At 60.1% G+C, this 16,522-nt stretch carries 13 protein-coding genes; 4 read left to right on the forward strand and 9 right to left on the reverse strand.

What is annotated here, in order from left to right:
- Positions 1-683: 683 nt before the first annotated feature.
- The 5 genes from AC3WOE_RS12510 to AC3WOE_RS12530 form a co-directional block, all read right to left on the reverse strand.
- Positions 684-2,204 carry a hypothetical protein gene (locus AC3WOE_RS12510; RefSeq protein ID WP_492690848.1) on the reverse strand — a complete coding sequence of 507 codons (1,521 nt, stop codon included), beginning with the start codon at positions 2,202-2,204 and terminating at the stop codon, positions 684-686.
- Between the two features lie 296 nt (positions 2,205-2,500).
- A complete protein-coding gene (locus AC3WOE_RS12515) occupies positions 2,501-3,898 on the reverse strand; it encodes a phospholipase D-like domain-containing protein (protein ID WP_492690850.1) in 1,398 nt (465 codons plus the stop codon).
- Entirely contained in the window at positions 3,895-7,302 is a 3,408-nt protein-coding gene (locus AC3WOE_RS12520; protein ID WP_492690852.1) for a serine/threonine-protein kinase, read from the reverse strand. Before AC3WOE_RS12520 ends, AC3WOE_RS12515 begins: the two co-directional genes overlap by 4 nt.
- A gap of 632 nt (positions 7,303-7,934) precedes the next feature.
- A complete protein-coding gene (locus AC3WOE_RS12525; protein ID WP_492690854.1) occupies positions 7,935-8,510 on the reverse strand; it encodes a hypothetical protein in 576 nt (191 codons plus the stop codon).
- A gap of 92 nt (positions 8,511-8,602) precedes the next feature.
- The gene (locus AC3WOE_RS12530; RefSeq protein ID WP_492690856.1) at positions 8,603-9,019 is read right to left on the reverse strand and encodes a BPSL0761 family protein; all 417 of its coding nucleotides are present in this window, start codon (positions 9,017-9,019) and stop codon (positions 8,603-8,605) included.
- A 105-nt stretch (positions 9,020-9,124) separates the two neighbouring features.
- On the opposite strand from AC3WOE_RS12530, the gene AC3WOE_RS12535 reads away from it, so the two are divergent.
- Together AC3WOE_RS12535 and AC3WOE_RS12540 are read left to right on the forward strand one after the other, a co-directional pair.
- Complete coding sequence (locus tag AC3WOE_RS12535) at positions 9,125-9,415, forward strand: helix-turn-helix domain-containing protein (RefSeq protein ID WP_492690858.1); 291 nt, start codon at positions 9,125-9,127, stop codon at positions 9,413-9,415.
- Between the two features lie 251 nt (positions 9,416-9,666).
- Positions 9,667-10,353 (forward strand): hypothetical protein, encoded by a 687-nt coding sequence (locus tag AC3WOE_RS12540; RefSeq protein WP_492690860.1) that lies wholly within the window; start codon positions 9,667-9,669, stop codon positions 10,351-10,353.
- 66 nt (positions 10,354-10,419) lie between these two features.
- Here AC3WOE_RS12540 and AC3WOE_RS12545 read toward each other — a convergent pair whose 3' ends face one another.
- The 4 genes from AC3WOE_RS12545 to AC3WOE_RS12560 all read right to left on the reverse strand — a co-directional run bounded on the left by AC3WOE_RS12545 (position 10,420) and on the right by AC3WOE_RS12560 (position 15,496).
- Entirely contained in the window at positions 10,420-11,790 is a 1,371-nt protein-coding gene (locus tag AC3WOE_RS12545) for a hypothetical protein (RefSeq protein ID WP_492690862.1), read from the reverse strand.
- Positions 11,787-13,916: a hypothetical protein gene (locus tag AC3WOE_RS12550; RefSeq protein ID WP_492690864.1), complete on the reverse strand. Its 2,130-nt coding sequence runs from the start codon at positions 13,914-13,916 to the stop codon at positions 11,787-11,789. The genes AC3WOE_RS12545 and AC3WOE_RS12550 overlap by 4 nt, the downstream gene beginning before the upstream one ends.
- On the reverse strand, positions 13,913-14,890 hold the full coding sequence (locus AC3WOE_RS12555) for a PDDEXK family nuclease (RefSeq protein WP_492690865.1): 978 nt from the start codon (positions 14,888-14,890) through the stop codon (positions 13,913-13,915). The genes AC3WOE_RS12550 and AC3WOE_RS12555 overlap by 4 nt, the downstream gene beginning before the upstream one ends.
- 228 nt (positions 14,891-15,118) lie before the next feature.
- Positions 15,119-15,496, reverse strand: a complete 378-nt coding sequence (locus tag AC3WOE_RS12560) for a DNA-binding protein (protein ID WP_492690867.1) — start codon at positions 15,494-15,496, stop codon at positions 15,119-15,121.
- A 5-nt stretch (positions 15,497-15,501) separates the two neighbouring features.
- Here AC3WOE_RS12560 and AC3WOE_RS12565 point away from each other — a divergent pair, with 5 nt between their 5' ends.
- Together AC3WOE_RS12565 and AC3WOE_RS12570 are read left to right on the forward strand one after the other, a co-directional pair.
- Positions 15,502-15,897, forward strand: coding sequence for a helix-turn-helix domain-containing protein (locus tag AC3WOE_RS12565; RefSeq protein WP_492690869.1), 396 nt, complete (start codon positions 15,502-15,504; stop codon positions 15,895-15,897).
- Between the two features lie 3 nt (positions 15,898-15,900).
- Positions 15,901-16,521: a hypothetical protein gene (locus AC3WOE_RS12570; RefSeq protein WP_492690871.1), complete on the forward strand. Its 621-nt coding sequence runs from the start codon at positions 15,901-15,903 to the stop codon at positions 16,519-16,521.
- The last annotated feature ends 1 nt before the right edge of the window (position 16,522 follow it).

Raw genomic sequence — 16,522 nt, forward strand, 5'->3', positions numbered from 1 at the left:
TCCACCAAGAGTTGCTAATGGGGACTAGGCTCCTATGCTCCTTGCCGATCTTCAAGATGGCCAGACTGGACGCTCACGCCACTCTCTTCGCAGGCGCCGCCAATGGGCCGCCGGCGAACAGCGCGCTCGCCAGTCAAGTCGTGGAAACTGAATACAAGACTTTGGTGTCTGATCTGCTGAACGCGCCACGTCGCTCCGCCGAACGTCGCTTGCTTCCGGCGCCCCCTCCATCACCTACGAACGGGATCCAGCGCAGCGACGCGCGCGAGGACCGCGGCCGGGGGAAGCCGTCCCGGGACTCGAAATCCCGCAGTGCGGAAAACGCCCGACGGACTTTATTCGGGCCCGACGGACATTATTTGTTGGAGTCAGGTGACTCCAACAAATAAAGACCGTCGGAAACGAGCCCTCTAAGTCCTTGATTTTGCAAGCACCGCGCAACCAAGCAAAGACCGTCGGAAGTCATCCAAAGCTACGGTTGTCGACGTGCCCTACAAATAAAGACCGTCGGGACCTGCGAGGCAGTGTCCAGACTCAAGCTCCGCAGCCGAAAACTTCAGGTTGAGCTCAGAATCTCTCGTCTGCGAGCTCCAACGTGCGGGCCGCGCTCGCTACGACAGCGTCGGCATCGATCGCAAACAAGTGAAGGCAGCAAGCTATGCAGCGTTGGACAAACAACGTGCTCAAGCAAGCGAGCGCCTGGTCAACGCGCGGGCCAACAGCTTCCTAAAGTCATTCTTGTCGCGTTCTCGTCTGCTCTCCTCTTTGAACTCCAGACGATCCTCCGAGGTGTCAGGCAAGTTCGCGCGAACCTGAGCGACAGCAGCCGGACTCAGCCCGTCGATGACTGCAACCGGATGGGCGCCGTCATAGTCGGCGCAGAAGACATGGAAACCGGATTCACGATGCGTCTGCAACAGACCCTTGTAGGCAGGCACTCCAGCGGACCAGACGCAGTTGCCGTCAACGCCTACGCGGTGAACTCGAACTAACGCCCCTGTGGTGACCGGTTCACCGATCCTCGTGAACCGCCAAGGACCGTCCTGCACGATCAGGGTTTCCTCAGATCGCTCGTCGAGCATCTTCGCCTTGACGTCTACCGGCAAGCCAATACCGAACAGTGCGGCAATCGTCTCGGTCGCCATCGGTCCCACGCCGAGCACCCGCTCGAGAACCTCGACCCTGGATTCGGAACGCGCCACGGGATAGACCGCCAGCTGCCGCACATCGAGCGATGGGCTGGGCATGTCCGGACAACGTTCGCTCAACGAATAGCGGGGTACGTAGTCGGGCGCCGAGAAGCTGTAGCGACTCTCGAGAACCACGCCTTGCCACTCTGTTGTGCACACACGAGAGGCGCGCGTGAACAAGTCAGCCACCGCGTCGAAGGCGTCGGCGTGAAACCCGCAAATCTCGTCGTCCTTGCTGATAAACCATGGCTGCAGCAGGCGCGCACTGAGGTCTCCGTGCGGAGCAGCAAGGTGATTCCAACTCTGGGCACCCAAGGCCACTGCGGCCACCGCCTGAACTGTCGCCGTGTCGACGTTGTCCTTCGAACACGCGGCGCAAAGCATGCGTGCAGATTGCAGCCATTCTTGCGGGATCGGATGGTGAGCCATACGGTCACGGAGTTCCTGCATCTCATGGTTGGCACGAGACTCAACCGTTTGAAGAGCAGACAGGCCGGGCCACCTGCGCGCTCGCTTGAGCAGTTCGGCATCCGCGTCGGCTGACCTCCTGAGTCCGCAAACGGTATTCAAGGAACGCTGGCGGAGTTCAGGCGCTAGATAGACACGGGGCAGTGGCATCAAGGTTGCCAGAAGTTCCTCGCCGACGAATAGACGCAGCGTGCGCGCAGCACCATCACACTCCACGCGGCTTGGCAGGAAGCGATTGCTCTCGCAGGCACGAAGCAGAACAGCCAGTCCATCAGACCATGATGGCGCGCAACTAACGCTGTTGTCTTCATCATCCAGATGTCGTCCGGCAGGCGCGTAGCGGATGAGGAACCAGTCGGGTAGGGACTTGGATCCACTCAAGATGGCTTCAGCCACCAGGAAGTCAGCTTCAGTGAAAAACGCTTCTGCCTTCTCATGCCACTGGGGCCCCAAAGCACCCTTGACGTCACCAAGCAGCGGCTTGAGTCGATGGCACATTTCATCCCAGCGGCTAGCAGGGAGGTTCTCAAAAATTGGGGAAGTCATGCAATACCTCGAGTAGAAGTGGGCATTGCGGTGTGCACCTTGCCGCGCCCAGTTCACGAGGTACCAAGCGGGAGGAAGTCATGGGCCCTGGTTTACCTTCCGCGGTAGCGCGGGTGCACGGCAGGCTTGGGCAGCCGGCAAGAATGGTAGCTCAGGGAAAGTGCACCAGACAAGTACTGGAGCGAGAAGCCACGCAGCAACCTACGCGTCCGCCAAATCTCACCCTGCAGGGTCCACCGCTGCGGCTGCGGGCAGGCCATGCAACGCATTGGCGAGGCCGTGGCCGAGAAGCTGGATTAGCCCCCTTGGTAGCCCTGCTCAATGAGATGAATTCCCTCGTCGTAGTGCTGGTCGATGTAGTGCCGCTTTCGAACCAGCTGCCCATACTCGTCCCTCGGCTTGTCGCGCGGGCTGCCCCTGAAGGAAAGCCAATTGAAGCTCGTGGTCACTGAAAATTCGTTGTCGCACACGAGCATTTTCCGGTGGGTGTTGCCTATGTAGACAAACCTGAAATTTGGGTAGCGCTTTGCCAGCGCGTCCAGTGCTCGCTTTGCCTGCTCTGTGATTGCTGGCTTGACGCCGGCGGCCGCTGGCGCCGCAGGTTGTCCCTGACGATCGCCCTCATCGATGCCGTATCCGATGTGTACCTTCACCCGACGACGGAGGGCTGCCTCAAGGTCCCCGAGGAAGAATCGGTCTACAACCTGGTGCCGAATCCAGGGCGAGATGATCAACAGTCTCGACTTGGCGTTCTTGAGTGCATCCCGCAAGACCTGAGGATGCTGGTGGCAGAGCAGCGATTGCAGCGTACTGCCATCGAGGTCCTCTGGCTCGACAGGAGTGGCAGGTCGGCCCGCGACTCCCGCCACCACTTGTGCCTCCCGTCCGTTTTGCATGACAGACTCCGGCCTAGTGCTGGCAGACTCTGCAAGCAGCCGCGCGCCGACTCGCTCAGGACCGCCAATCTCGCGGAAAGCCTGCTCGTGGGGAAGTGACGCCCCGTCCTCTCTCCAAAAGCCAACATCGATAACCGCAGGCTCTTTCGTCCTCCGGTAAAACAACATCAGGCATTCGAGATAGCGAAGCTCACGGCGGTCGATGCTCTGGATGGCGATGAGTTCTTGCTTCAGGGCCAGAGCCGACTTGTTCCTCTCGAGGATGGCATCGAAGAATTCCAACGAAATGTCTGCAGGTCGAAGCTCGCGGGCGCTTGCGCCGGGCACTTCGAAGCGCCCCTGCTCCGTCATGTCTCGGGGCTTCGTGAGCTGCTCTGGACTGATGTTCACAACCTTTCGGGTCAGCGCGTCCCAGCAAATCTGAACCGTTCGCTCGACCGGCAGAACGGAGCAGGCCTCCGCGACGGCTAGTCGGCCCGGCGCCGTCAACTTGACCATTGCATCAGCACTGCCAATGGGTCTGCTGTACTGCAGATATTCCTTCTTTCCCAATTCCGCCAGCACTGGCATGAGAGAGCGCTCAGGCAGGCCGAGGAAACGATAGATCTCGTGCGGCTGGGTGAGTCCAGCTCGCACCGCGCGAAGCACCGCAGTCTCTATGGGCGGAAGTGCCCTGACTTCTTTGACGAGAACGCGCACGTTGAGCACGTAAATCGGCAGCCCCGCTTCTTTGAAGCACGTGAGTTGCAGGCCAGGGCGGCTGACAGCCGCCTCGTTCAACATCGTCTGAAGCGTCACGGCTGCAACTCCTGAATCTGGCAGTCAGCCGGGTTGCGTCGTATGTGCTCAATCACGTCCTTGAGCGGATTCACATCGCCCTTGACGGTCTGGCAGTAGTAGTGGTCGCCGACGATGCCGAGCAGTTCCTTGCCTCGTGAAAGCGCAACGTTGATGCGCTCCATCTCCTTCAAGAAGCCGAGGTTCTCAACCTCAGAGCGGGTGACGGAGAACAGCACCACGTCAGCCTCGCGGCCCTGGAAGGCATCGACGACGTTGACGTAGATGTCACTGAAACTCTTCCACTCATGTCGTCTGGACTGGACGCTCTGGTCAAGGCGCTGTCGCTGCTCGCCATAACCCGTCAGCAACGCGACGCTGACCTTCTTGGCCGGAAACTTGCCGTTCTTCATCTTGAAGTCCAACAAGCCGATTTGCTTCAAGATCTCCTCGACCTCGACATCGTTGTAGTACGACGTACCCACTTTCTGGGAGCGGTGCCTGGGCAGCCGCGACGTGGAGAACCACATCACCGGTCTGTCCCAGACGCCTGCCAAGTGCTCGGCCGGCGCACGTTCTATGCTTTTCAGCTGCCCGTTGTAGAAGCACTCAGAGACAAGATTTCCCAGTGCCGGCAACATCCGATGCTGGGTCGTCAGCGTCTTGCGTAGGTCTGCGGGCAGTCCCTCGGTCAGTCGCTGGAACAGCGTCAGCTTCTGGTCCGCAGGAACCAGCCCGAACTTCTCGAGAAGGCCTGCATTGCCCAGCTCGCGGTCCTGAAACGGCGAAAGCTGCTTGTTATCGCCCACGAGCACGGTCCGATGCGAGCGAGACATGGGGACCAGGACCTCGGTCGGTGTGGCAATCGATGCCTCATCGACGATGCACAGATCGTAGGTCAAGTCGTGCTTGCCGGGGACGCTGGCCACCCCAAGGCATGTGCCGGCGACCACCTGAGCTGAGGCCACCACGGCGGCCTTGAACTCGACGCTGCGTCCGAACTCCGCTGACCAGTCGGCGTGAATATGCAGCAGGTCCTTGAGCTGAGCCCCTCCAGCCGAGCGGTCGTTGTACTCATCAACCCAGATTCGCAACTCTTCGAGCGGACACTGGGTGAACTCGGCGAAGTCTTCCTTTGACACGTACTTCGCAAGCTCGGACTGGGCTGCGGTCGCGCTCCTATCAAGCTCCTCCTGTTCGGCGGCCAAGCCGGTGAGCTCGTCCTTCTTTTGCCGCAGGAACTCGGGCAGCAGCGGTTTCACCTTGTGCTCTTCGAGCAGCTTCGCAATAGCTTGGATTCGCGATGTGACCTGCTCCAGGCGTGTCTTCAAGCTGCAAAGCTTGTCCAGCGCCATGGAGCGGCGGACTTGCTCCAGGGGGACGCCCAGTGCGGCGGCACGCTCTTCCAAGAACGCCGCACCGGAGGCCAGGGCCCGCTTGCGGAGCACTGGCAACTGCTCGTCGAGCAGCAGCTCGCGCGTGCTTTGCGCGATGCGGTCATCCTCTCGCTGACCAATCCGGATGGCTTCGACTTTGCCGCCCGACTGCAAGACGATTCGTTCCAGGGAGTTGTCCAGCGCCACGTGCGTTTGCGAGGTCAGCAGCACTCGCGCGTTCGGCTCGCGCCGCAATGTTTGCAGGACGAGCTCGGTGATGAAAGTGGTTTTGCCAGTGCCAGGTGGCCCCTCCACAACCAGCAGGTCAGGTCCAGCGTAGGCAGCAAGCACCGCAGCCTTCTTGTCGTCATCAATCTTGGTCTGGATGAACTCGACGTCCTGAGGCGGAGGGACGTAGGCCTTCTCCGGGCTCGCGATTAGTTTTCCGAGCTCCGGATTCACGGAGCGACCGTACCTGACAGCCTCCACAGCCGCTCGTTGTCGGTCCAGTGCCATCTCAGTTCGGGTCGAGTCCGTCTCGACCCGCCCGGAATCGGGCAGAGCGGCGAGGCTGAGCCTGTTGCGCTCGCTTGGTCGAATGAGCAGGGCGTTGCCGTGCGCTCTCACCACAAGCCCTTGGAAGACGTCCCGCAACCCCGCATCGATGGAAACCTGTTGGTCCAACAGCATGTTGGCTGTCTGATTGGGCGAAAGGCTCAGCTTGAGGAACTCTTGGAACTCTTCCTTCTTCTCGTACAACAGGTAGGTCTGCCGCTGCTTCTCCATGGCGGCCTTTGCAGATAGCAAGTCCAGCCACGTGTAGAACAGCTTGCGCTCACGCTCTTCCAGCTTCTGGTGCTTGCGTTCCTCGTGCGCTTCGGCGAGCACCTCGCGCATCGCAGCTAGCGCAGCGGTTGACGCCCCTGGGGCAGTGCCAGTGCTGTCAAAACGCACGCCAAGATTGAACGCCTGCTTGGTGCGTCGCTCTAGCTCGGATGCCGAGTAATCCCGGGCGCTCACCAGGGCCAGCTTGCTGCCGGTCTCATCGGGTCGCGCGATGTAGCCGTACTTCGCCCCGTAAAGGTACATGCTCCAGCCCGGACGCTCAGCATCTTCAGGCATCTGCTCACCGACTGCCATGGCAAGGTCTGCGGTCACAAATCGCTCAGCATCGGCGCCGGTGATAGCCATGTCGTGTTCGAGCGTTGCACGCACCTTGTGCGTGAGCACGAATAGCGCCACCGGCCTCATCGGCAAGGCCTGCGGAGCAGCTTGTGCCAGCTCAGCAATCAGCACTGCAGCCATCGCAGGTCGGTCCGCTGGGCTGTCCGTCGAGAGACATCGACGTAGCAACTGCCGAACGCCGGCAGGAACGTCGACCTCCTCCACGACGCGCTGCACGTCCGCCGCGGTTTTGACCGGCGACGAGCTGAGCAGAGTCAAACTCAGGACGGCGAAGCCGAAGACGTCTCGGCTGTAGCTGTAGCTGCCGTCGTCTGGCTCTGGCGGAGAAAACGGTTCGGAGGCGAACTGGGCGAGCGTGACACCAGGCGCAAGAAAGTTCCGGATTTTCGAGATGCCGAAGTCGCAGAGTCGGACCTGACCCTCTGCTGTCAGCAGGATGTTGCTTGGCTTGACATCTCGATGCGACACCCCGCGAGAGTGGGCAAACGACAGCGCCTCCAGCACAGCACGCCCAATCGCTTGGTAGTAGCTATCCCAGTCGGCGAATGCAGGCTGGGACGAAGGCGCCTCCAAATACTTCGCCTTGAGGTCCTGGTCCACCCAGTCCATCACGAGGTAGTGCACTTCCTCGTCGTCATCGCGCCCAGAATCCAGAATGCGGATGATTCCGGGGTGCTTCAGCTCCGAGAGCGCCTGGACCTCTCGTCGGAACGACTCTTCGACGATGTCGTCCGGCTCACCCGTGACGCGGAAAACCTTCACAGCGACGGTTTCACCGGTCTCTGTGTCCGATGCTCGGTACACCTGAGCCAGACCGCCGCTGAGAGGCTTGCCACGTGTCACGTACCTGCCGTCGGCCAGCATGAGCTTTGGTAACTTCAACGTCCCAGCTTTCGCTGCCGCATCTGAGCTCTGCATAACTTCGCTCCTCCATGGTGCGACGCTTTATACGCACGCCGCTGGCAGCGATTCTGGCAGCGCTCGACAGGCCCAAAGTGAGCCCGCGGCGATGTGATGCCAATTCAAGACGTAGTCCCAACCGCTAGAGGATGCCCGGAGGGCGCGCAGGACTCACGCTCGCCCATCCCACAGCGCGGTTATGCACTGCGATGGTTCAAGTTGGTGATGGCTCAAGCATTTCAGATGCGTTGAGCTCGCGCCGCCATTACCTCGCTGTAGATCCCGCTAGACCCTGCGACGCAGCGGGACGCACGAGAAGCTCGCTCGCAGAGGCACATCGCAGACCAACGCAACTGGGCACTCACGCCATCAGGATGGGAAGGCAGGCTCGCTCATTCGTCCGGGTCTCGCCCCGCCAGACAGCGGGTCATGGCTTCCCGTCTCAGCGAGAAGCTGATGCTCTTGCCCGAGCCAGGCATCAACTGCGCACAAGCGCCACTGGGATCGCCGCGGTACAGACATACGCCGCTCGAAAGCAGCAAATATTCAGGGAGAGCTGACACATATGGCCAGCTTGTGCACGCGCTTTTCCGCCCTCAGCTGCTGTTTCTTTCATAGCTAAAAGCGACAAGCGATTTACCAGACCGTTCACTTTCGCAATTTAGGTAGAGCACACTCTGTGGCTTCATTTCCCAACGATAGGATAGCCACAATTTGCCCGTGTCATTTGACTCACTATTTATGATTGCTGGGCCGTGCAATTTCTCGAGCTTCGCCTTTGTCTGTGCGCACTTCTTTGATGTGCGACCAATTTGCTCTTCCCTCGGCCATCGCTCAAGCAGCTCAAGCTGTTCAAATGAAACTACTGCGAGGCTGGCGTTTGCCCCCTCAGTGAGCCGAACCCTCACACGGTAGTCATCTGAGCCTATCCGATATTGAAACGCCTCCCAGTAGCTGCAGGAGTTTCCACGATAGCTCCAAAACTTCCGGATCCTCTCGTCGTCGCAATCCTTAACCTCTACCAGCTGCGGGAGTTTTTTCCTTATAGCCAGGATGTCGTCTCCCCACTTGAGGTCGCCTATCAGCCCTGCCGGTGGCGGCGGATCAGCGAACGCAACCGAACCGATTGAGAATATAGATATCGCCGCTCCGACGAAACGCTTCGACTTCATGTGCACCATATCCCGTTTAGCAACAATCGGATGGTCTGGCTGGCGTTCTACGGCGCCACATTGAATTCACAGGCCCGAGGTTTGTTGTAATTTCATTGACCAGAATTAGCCTCCTGGCCCTTTCCGACAAGCGGCCCCTGTATTGACCGAAGTGGCCGCAGTGGATCTAAGAAAGCAGGGATCCACGGCTCTAGCTGACCTATCTCGGGAAGGAAGGAGGCCTCCGGAAAGTGGCGTTCGACCCCCAGCGCCCAACTGCGGCACTCAGGGATCCGGCAACACGCTTTGAGCACGGACCGGGTCGTTGCCAGCGACTCGCCCCATTTGCTGAGCGTCGCCGGGTCAACACCTTCCATAAGGCGGTCGATGTCGTCTTGCGTGGGGTAAGCGGATAGCGCTCGAGCAGCATCTGCACGACACAACGCCGAAAGGTGCGCTCCGTCGAGAGCGGTCTGCATCAGCTCGCGCGCCTGGTGCAACGAACGCAACCTCTCTTCAAGCGTCGACATAGGGCCCTGTCGCTCCAAAGACACCCAAGCTCAACCGGCACGCACCGCTGACTTTGGTGTTTATAAACAGTGGTCTGATTCTAGCCCGAGGCCAAGCATGGCGGCATGCCACCGCCAACGCCGCGTCTAGGGGGTCGCCCACGCGGGTCAACATCCTTCGACCCAATTTCCGCCCGAGCTTTTGGGCGCGCAGTGCTTGCTCTGAGGACAGCAAGCGGCTTGGCCCAAGAGGCGCTTGCACTGTCTGCTGGGGTCGACCGCGGCTTTCTCGGCCACCTTGAGCGCGGCACGCGCCAACCGTCATTGGGTGTGATGCTCAAGATTGCAACGGCACTTGGGTGCAGTCCGACCGCCCTCATGCGCGCTGTTGAAGAACATCTCACGCAAGCGCCTTGATGCTTTCGGCTACACCGGCGCAGCCGATGATGCAGTTACCACTACCATGGAGTGGCGAATTGCTCCCAGGGCATTTCGGAAGACTGCATCGGTGGCTTGGGGGGCGAACGAGAGCTGATACGCAGCGAATGCTTCGGCATCGAGCTTCACCTCGTCGAGTTGACCTTCTGCAGGCAATTTCTTCCGAATGTCATCTGCCGGTCGATGAGTACCTCTCTAGGCATTCCATGCTCGCTTACTCGAGCATTGGCGTGGACGAACCATTCGATAGCGATCGTTTGAAGGAATTTGCCTCGCCGTCGCTTGCCGGATACGAAGCATTTGCAACGCCGCTTAGAGGGCTATTCTTTTGCCATTTGTGTGCTCGCGATGAGCACGCACAACGTGGTTACGCCATTTGGCACCGCATCCATCAACTCCCAACGGCAATTCATTGCGATGTGCATGGCGCACTCCTATCGAAGGCTGTCGATCGTGAAAATTCGGGCGCACGCGATCCATTAGACGTTTATCAATCCAAGGACTGGAGTCACAAACGCCGGGCTGACTGGGGCGAAAACGAAGCAATCTCCAAAATGCATCGAATGGCCACAGCACTCCTAGCGAGCAATCAACGCTGGACCACGATCTCTGCTCGAATAAGGCTCAGAGCTTTAACCACTGGTTTGACGACCCGATATGAGCAGAGCATCGAAGGTTGTATTGCAAAATTGGCCTTCGATACTTTTCCAAGCGCATTCTTGGCAAAACTAGTGCCTAGTTTGATCAGAGAGATTCAGGCGCCACCTATTTCCAGCGAACAGGGCCTGCTTGGCCCAGTTGAGCTGAGCGCAAACGCACTCGTGTTAGTGCTGAGCCTCCTCTACGACGACCCTCAGCTAGCCTTTGACGACTGCATGCGGGCTAGCCCTAGGCCCCACTTTTTCGGTGGCGAATAGGTAGCCGAGACGTGCGTAAAGCCTCGGCATGGTCGGTTGGCCTCCCGCTCGACAGAGCCAACGGCGTTACGGCTCGTTGGACGGCTTCCCCAGCGAGGCCAAGAAATCCTGCGCAGCGGCCTGCAGGTTTTCGAGTGTGCGAGGTGCACGACGCTTTGGCATATCGATGACTTGCGCTGGCTGCACGGGTATCGGCGCCGCCGCTTTTTCGATGTTGTCGATTGCCTCGCGCTCGCGCCGGTTCATAGACTCCCTGACGGTGGCCAGCGCGAGCTTTTCAGCCCGTGCTTCAAGAAGCTTCGCCGAGTAGGCGTTGACGCCCTCGCTGATCTCTGGCCCGTCGAAGGGACACAACAGATCCTTCCTGAGTTTGCCGCCTTGTCCAGCATGCGCGATCAGTGTGTTGACGTCGTCGCGCGAGACGCTGAACTGCACCGATGCGAACGCCTGACGCACATGGTTCCAAGACACTTTAGAAGCGGCCCCTACTCGCGCAACTCGGTAACTGAGAACCAGCAACTTGACCAACTCGCGCTTCAAGCCGGCGCAAAGATTCCAGAGCTCGACGCGATGGTCCACCAACTGAAAATCCATCACGTCCTTGAGCACCACCTGATACGCCGTCAGCAGGTCTTCCCAATCTTGTGAGTCCGGCTGATCAGGCAGCATGACCACGGGGTCACCCAACAGGCGCTGCATCGCCTCGGGGGGGCGCTTGCGCAGCTTCCAACCCAAGGAATAGTTGGCGATCACCACCCAGGGCACTTGCAACTCTCCAAGACATAGCAAGGTGCGGGTGATCAACGTCGTGGCGGTGGCGGACTGCGCCATGAATTGCGTTTCGTCTGCGCCGAGCAAGCACGCACCGCAGAGGCGGATCAAGCGTGCGGCCTCTTCGACGGGGCCTCCCTTGCCACTCCAGCCACTTCCCCCGGAGATGTCCTCCACCAGCCCTCTGATGACCGCCGATGAACTGGCTTTCCGCCCGATATTGCCGTCGATGAAATCGATAAGAGGAACCGCAGCATGCGACGCATCGATCCGGATCGTTGTCCGTCCCGCCAGAACTCGTCGAAGCACAGTGCGAACGCAAGACTTGCCAGCGCCGGCCAGGCCCGTGAGGAGCATCGGCATCAAGAAGGCATCTGTCGCCACACCGTTGTATGCGGCCGCTAGCACCACCTGCGGATCTCTGTAGACGGCCCGTGCGTGTGCCAGTGCCCGCTGAATCAGCGTCGTAACAATCCTCTCGACCTGGACCGTGACCAGGACAACCTCCTCCAACCCCTCCTTCAGCGCAATGCAAGCCGCCTCGACGTCCAAGGCCAGGAGGGATTGGAGCGTCTGGCCGCGGCTCTCCCCTCGCAACTTGATGACGCCAGGCGCCAACGCATCTTCATAGCGCTTGGCCCAAATGGTGGCATCCAACTCGGTCATGCTGCTTTCCGCCCTTCGGAGCTCTGCCTGGACTCCTTGGCCTCCTGTCGGGCAGTGGCGCTACCGCGCTTTGCCCTGCCGGCGACGCGAACACCCGACACCAGTTCGTCACCCGTCTGATCCTTGAAGTCCTGTTGGAAGAAGACCTTGGCGGCGCGCTTCTGCTCCTGGTGATCATGGACGCGTCGTTGCAGATGCTCGTCGTATTCGATGGCCTCGGCGAACGACATGTCCATCACCTCGTTGGACACGGGCGAACGGTACCGGACGTCAAGCTGAACGAGCCGGTTGTTCCATTCGAACCAAACGTGCCGAACGCAGCAGTTCAAAACGTAGACCTTCACCTTGATCTGCTGGCCGCCGCCCTTCACCGCAGACAGAGCCTCCATGAAGGCCTCCGACTTCGAGTAGTAGCGACGCCCCGCCATCTCCAGACCGTCATCCTTCAGTACAGCGTCCACGACATCCAGGTAGCCGCGCACGGCGGCTTCAAACGTCACTGAAACGGCATCGTTGCGGCCGACCGAGTCCATCGCTTCCCATACGCCGTTGGGGCTGAGTCGCGTGACGCGATGCTCGAGCTCAGGGTCGACTCGATTCGCGACCAGCGTCATCTCGTTGTAGGCCACCGCGTTGCCGAGCTCTCGCCGGGCGAGTGCGACGGTCGTCATGTCAGAGCGCCGGAACGAAGGCCCCTCATCGTCGGAAGCGGTCTTCGGATTCGAGGTCTCGACGATGGCTTTTGACACCCCAGAATAGGAGGGCGTGATCTGACGGACGATCGGGAGCAGCGCGGCGTCACGCGCGATACCGCCAGCGGTCGCACCAGGCCCACGATCCGTGACCATGTGCGGAGATACGCCTTTAGCGCTGTCATTGATCTTCATTCCGAGGAGCGCCCCGAACACTTCGAAACCGATGGCTGCGCAGAACTGAGCCATGCGATACGCCGCAGCGGTCTCGCTGCCCTGGGAAAAGCCGACCCCCGCCTTCTTGCCACTGGCGGTGTCGCGAATTACGACGACAACCAAGGGCGGCAGATCGCTGCCCTCGATGTAGCCCCTGGGCAGGTCGTAGACGCGATATGCGTCCAGTTCGACCTTCTGCATCAGGTTCCAGGCGCACTCGGTAAAGTTGCCCAGCGTCGGCTTGAACTTTGATCGCGCGCGCTTGCTACCGAGCCTAGTCTCTCGCACAAGGTGAGGCCTGAACTCTTGATTGACGTAGTAAAAGTAAGTCCCGAACAAGGGGAACGAGTTTCCCTGAGGGTGATACAGCTCAAACAGCTTTTCGTGACCGCGACTAACTAGGCGCGCCTTGCAGCCGAAATCCTTGCTCATCGCCTCGCTGTAGACCTGCTCGTCGCTGACTCCAATGCCCGCACGGCGCGGGTAGGACTCAATGATCTTCTGGCGCATTTCGGCCGTCGTGTTGTAGCCGCCCTTGCGACCCGGAGCGCCGCGCTTCGCGTCCGTCGCGCGGTCCGGCGTCATTCGATCCCAGTGCCCGATGCGCTGTATGGGGTAGTGCAATGCGTACCTGTTCTGACCGAATACCAGGTAGACAAAGAACCACAGTCTGACGCGCGTCTCGTTTTGAGCGGGCATCAATCCGCGCGCATGAGCGTTGATGGTCTTGTCAAGATCCTCGTCGTCGAGGATGTCCGGAGCTTTCTCCAGGAGTGCCGCGAAGCTGAACAGCTTTTCGTCGATCCTGTCCTGGTGAGACTTCTTCGCCTTGGTGCGCTGCAGGTCGACTTCGACCAGATCCAAGCTTTCAAGACCGTGCAACCAAGGAGGCATCGTCTTGGCCTCGCCGGGCACGACCAAGAGGCGATCTAGACCGCTCTCCCAAACGTCGCGCGGCAAAATTATGGAGATAGGGAGCGGCAACTGCGCGACCGTGCGCTTCATGCGCTTCTTCTTGCTCTTATCCCGCGTTGCATCCTCACCATCGTTCTTCTTGGATGGTTTGAGGACTACAAGCTTTGCAGGACGCTCCACGAACTCCAACAGCCTGACCAGCCTTGTACGAGGGCTGCTGCGAAGGAAGTAGTAGGTCCGCCCAGGAGCAAGCTCGTGGAAGCCCGTCGGTGCCGTGATCTCAGTGCCAGCCTTGATGCTCATGCTGACCTCTTGAACCAGTGCCCGAACTCCTTCAAAACATCCTGCCGCTCCGGCAGCATCGGGTTGTTGACGAAGAAGTAGCTCCCGATGAGATCGACGCGAACTTTCCTGGTCAAGATGCCTCGCGCGAGGACGATCTTCTGGGGCTCCATGCGGATGCCGTGAGACAGCTCCACGGCAACCATCACATCCAGTGCAGAGATGGACTGCTCAAGACCATGGTTGAGCGCGTCCAGGACGAGTTGCTCTTGATCGAGCGAAAGGCCGTGCCCGCGACTCTGCCAGCCCATTGCCCATCGCAGGTTGGCGGTCAAGATCGTGGGAAGCTCTTCAGCTGCCACCTCGATGGTGGGAATGTCTATGTCCGCGTAAACCTGTCTCTCGACTTCGTGGCGCGCCGTCTCCCTCACGATCGCACGGTTCATGTTCGTCTTCACGGTGACGCCCACCGCAGGCGCCGTGAACTCTGCGCGAGTCTGTTTGACGTTGAAGTTGACGCAATAAATGCCGTCGCGGTCCTGCAGAAACGCCAGGAAGTCGCCGATGAAGCAGCCCGGCATCTCGCGCTTTTCCTTCTCCTCGGTGACCCACTGGACCACGGGGTGCCACTCCATGCGGTGTAACTCCGCAGCGACCGCCAAGGTGCCCCTGAACTCCTTCAGCTTCAGGCCGATGGCGCGAGGGTGCCCCGTGAGGGGATGCGCAGCCGGGAGGAACGGCAGCATCCGCTGCTCTTGAATGTCGACAAGCCCAGGGAAGTAGAGCAGGACGGCCAGGACGTTGCGCTCGGGCTCCGAAAGGGTGTGGATGTCGCGCCCGATCAGGTCGGACCAGACTGTGGCAGGACTGCTTTTTGAGGGCGCCTCTTCACGGCACGCCCTGATCGATGCTTCATAGCCCGCGCCAAAGGCCGGGTTCAGCTGGCGGCGCAAGATTTCCCTGAAGCGCGGCTCGCTGAGCTTGTACTTTTCCATCGCTGTCTCCGTGCATCCGTTTGACGCCGGGTGATCGAAGAAGGCACAGCACAGCAGCCCCGTCCGGCCCTCGGGCCGGATTGACAGAAGAGGCGCTTTGGTGGAAAGTCGAGTCAGGCCACTTGGACAAAGTCTGCTCGCACATCCCAAACACGCCCCGGGCGCCTTTGACGAGGTTCCCGGGGCGTGGTGCTTGTGTCCCACGAATTTTTCTGACGTGGGCTTATGTCATGATTTAGCTCCTCGATGAGGCAGGGGCTCGGGGCGTGGGAACGCCGCAGCGAGTGGGTGCTCTTCCTCTGCATCTGGAGGCGGCCTGAGTCCCAATGCGACAGCAGCGTTGTGCGCTTCACCCCAGCAGCCTTGCGAGCGGCCAGCCAAAAGCGCCGCAACCACCGAAGGTTTGAACCCGTACACACGCGCCCATTCGGCAATGGTCACGCCATGCCTGGAAAGCCAGGCCCGCGCTTCATCCGGCGTTCTGATGGTGGGCATGCCTGGATCGTCGACTCTTTTGCGGCATGTGTCAATAATGCTGACCAGCGTAAGAATGTTTGATACTCTGTAGATCATCTCCCTTTGACGGGCCGGATCTGCAAGGAGCATCAAACATGTTCGGAAATCGCCTCGCTGCGGAACGCAAGCGGCTGAAGCTCAGCCAGCGAGAAGTCGCTGAGAAGCTGAATGTGAGCCGTGCGGTCATCGCCATGATCGAGACGGACCAAACGGCGTTGGGAGCCGAGCGCTTGCTAGAGCTCGGGGCACACGGCTTCGACGTGCTCAAAGTTTTGACCGATGAGCCCGGCCAGACTGCAGCTGCACGGATGCTGAATTGGGAGCTGGCCCTCAAGATTTCTGCTGAGGTGGACGAATGGGCGCTCACCCGTGGCATCAAGATTCGACCCGAGAAGAAGCCTCTGCTCGTCAAGCATCTGTACCTGCAGTTCGCTGCGCGTGAGCAAATCGACGTGTCGGTGCTGACCGAAACTCTGCAGATGGTGGCCTGAGCCGTGGACAGCAAGACACCGCCGGACGGAGCTTCTTCAGTGGCGGCGATGCTGGATGAACTCCTGCATGACCTGGTGGTCGAGCCCAAATCGCACGCTCTGACGAGCATCGGTCGCCGGCGAGCCGCTGGCACCCTACTGTTGGCGCTCGCCTGCGCATGCATGCTCGCGATTGCTGCCCTGCCCCCCCAGCGAATTTCATCGGGGACGTTGGCGCTCGGCGCAAGTTCGATCGCGCTGCTCCTAGCGGGCGGCTGGTTGATTGACAGCGCTTGTAAGGCTGACCTGGGTGACCACCAGGGGCGCATCGCGAGCGACGCCCAAGATTCGCTGGATCAGTTCATGGCAGAGCCGTCGCACGTCATTGGCCGCCGGCAGCGGCAGTTCGGCTTCAGCATGCTGGTACTGGCGGCGTTCTGCATTTGCGTTGCCATCGCGCCGATCCCCGGCAAGGACCGAATCGACCTCGTCATGTGGGTCGGGTTTTCCGTTGCCTTGATCTGCATCGGTGCCTTCCACATCCACCGAGCGTCTATGGCACTGCGGCGCGCGCAGGAATTGAGTGACATCGCCAGGCGAAAGAAATCAGCCAAGGAAGGCACGCACTTGCGGCCGTTGCCGTAGC

Source organism: Roseateles sp. FW305-36 (assembly GCF_058787015.1).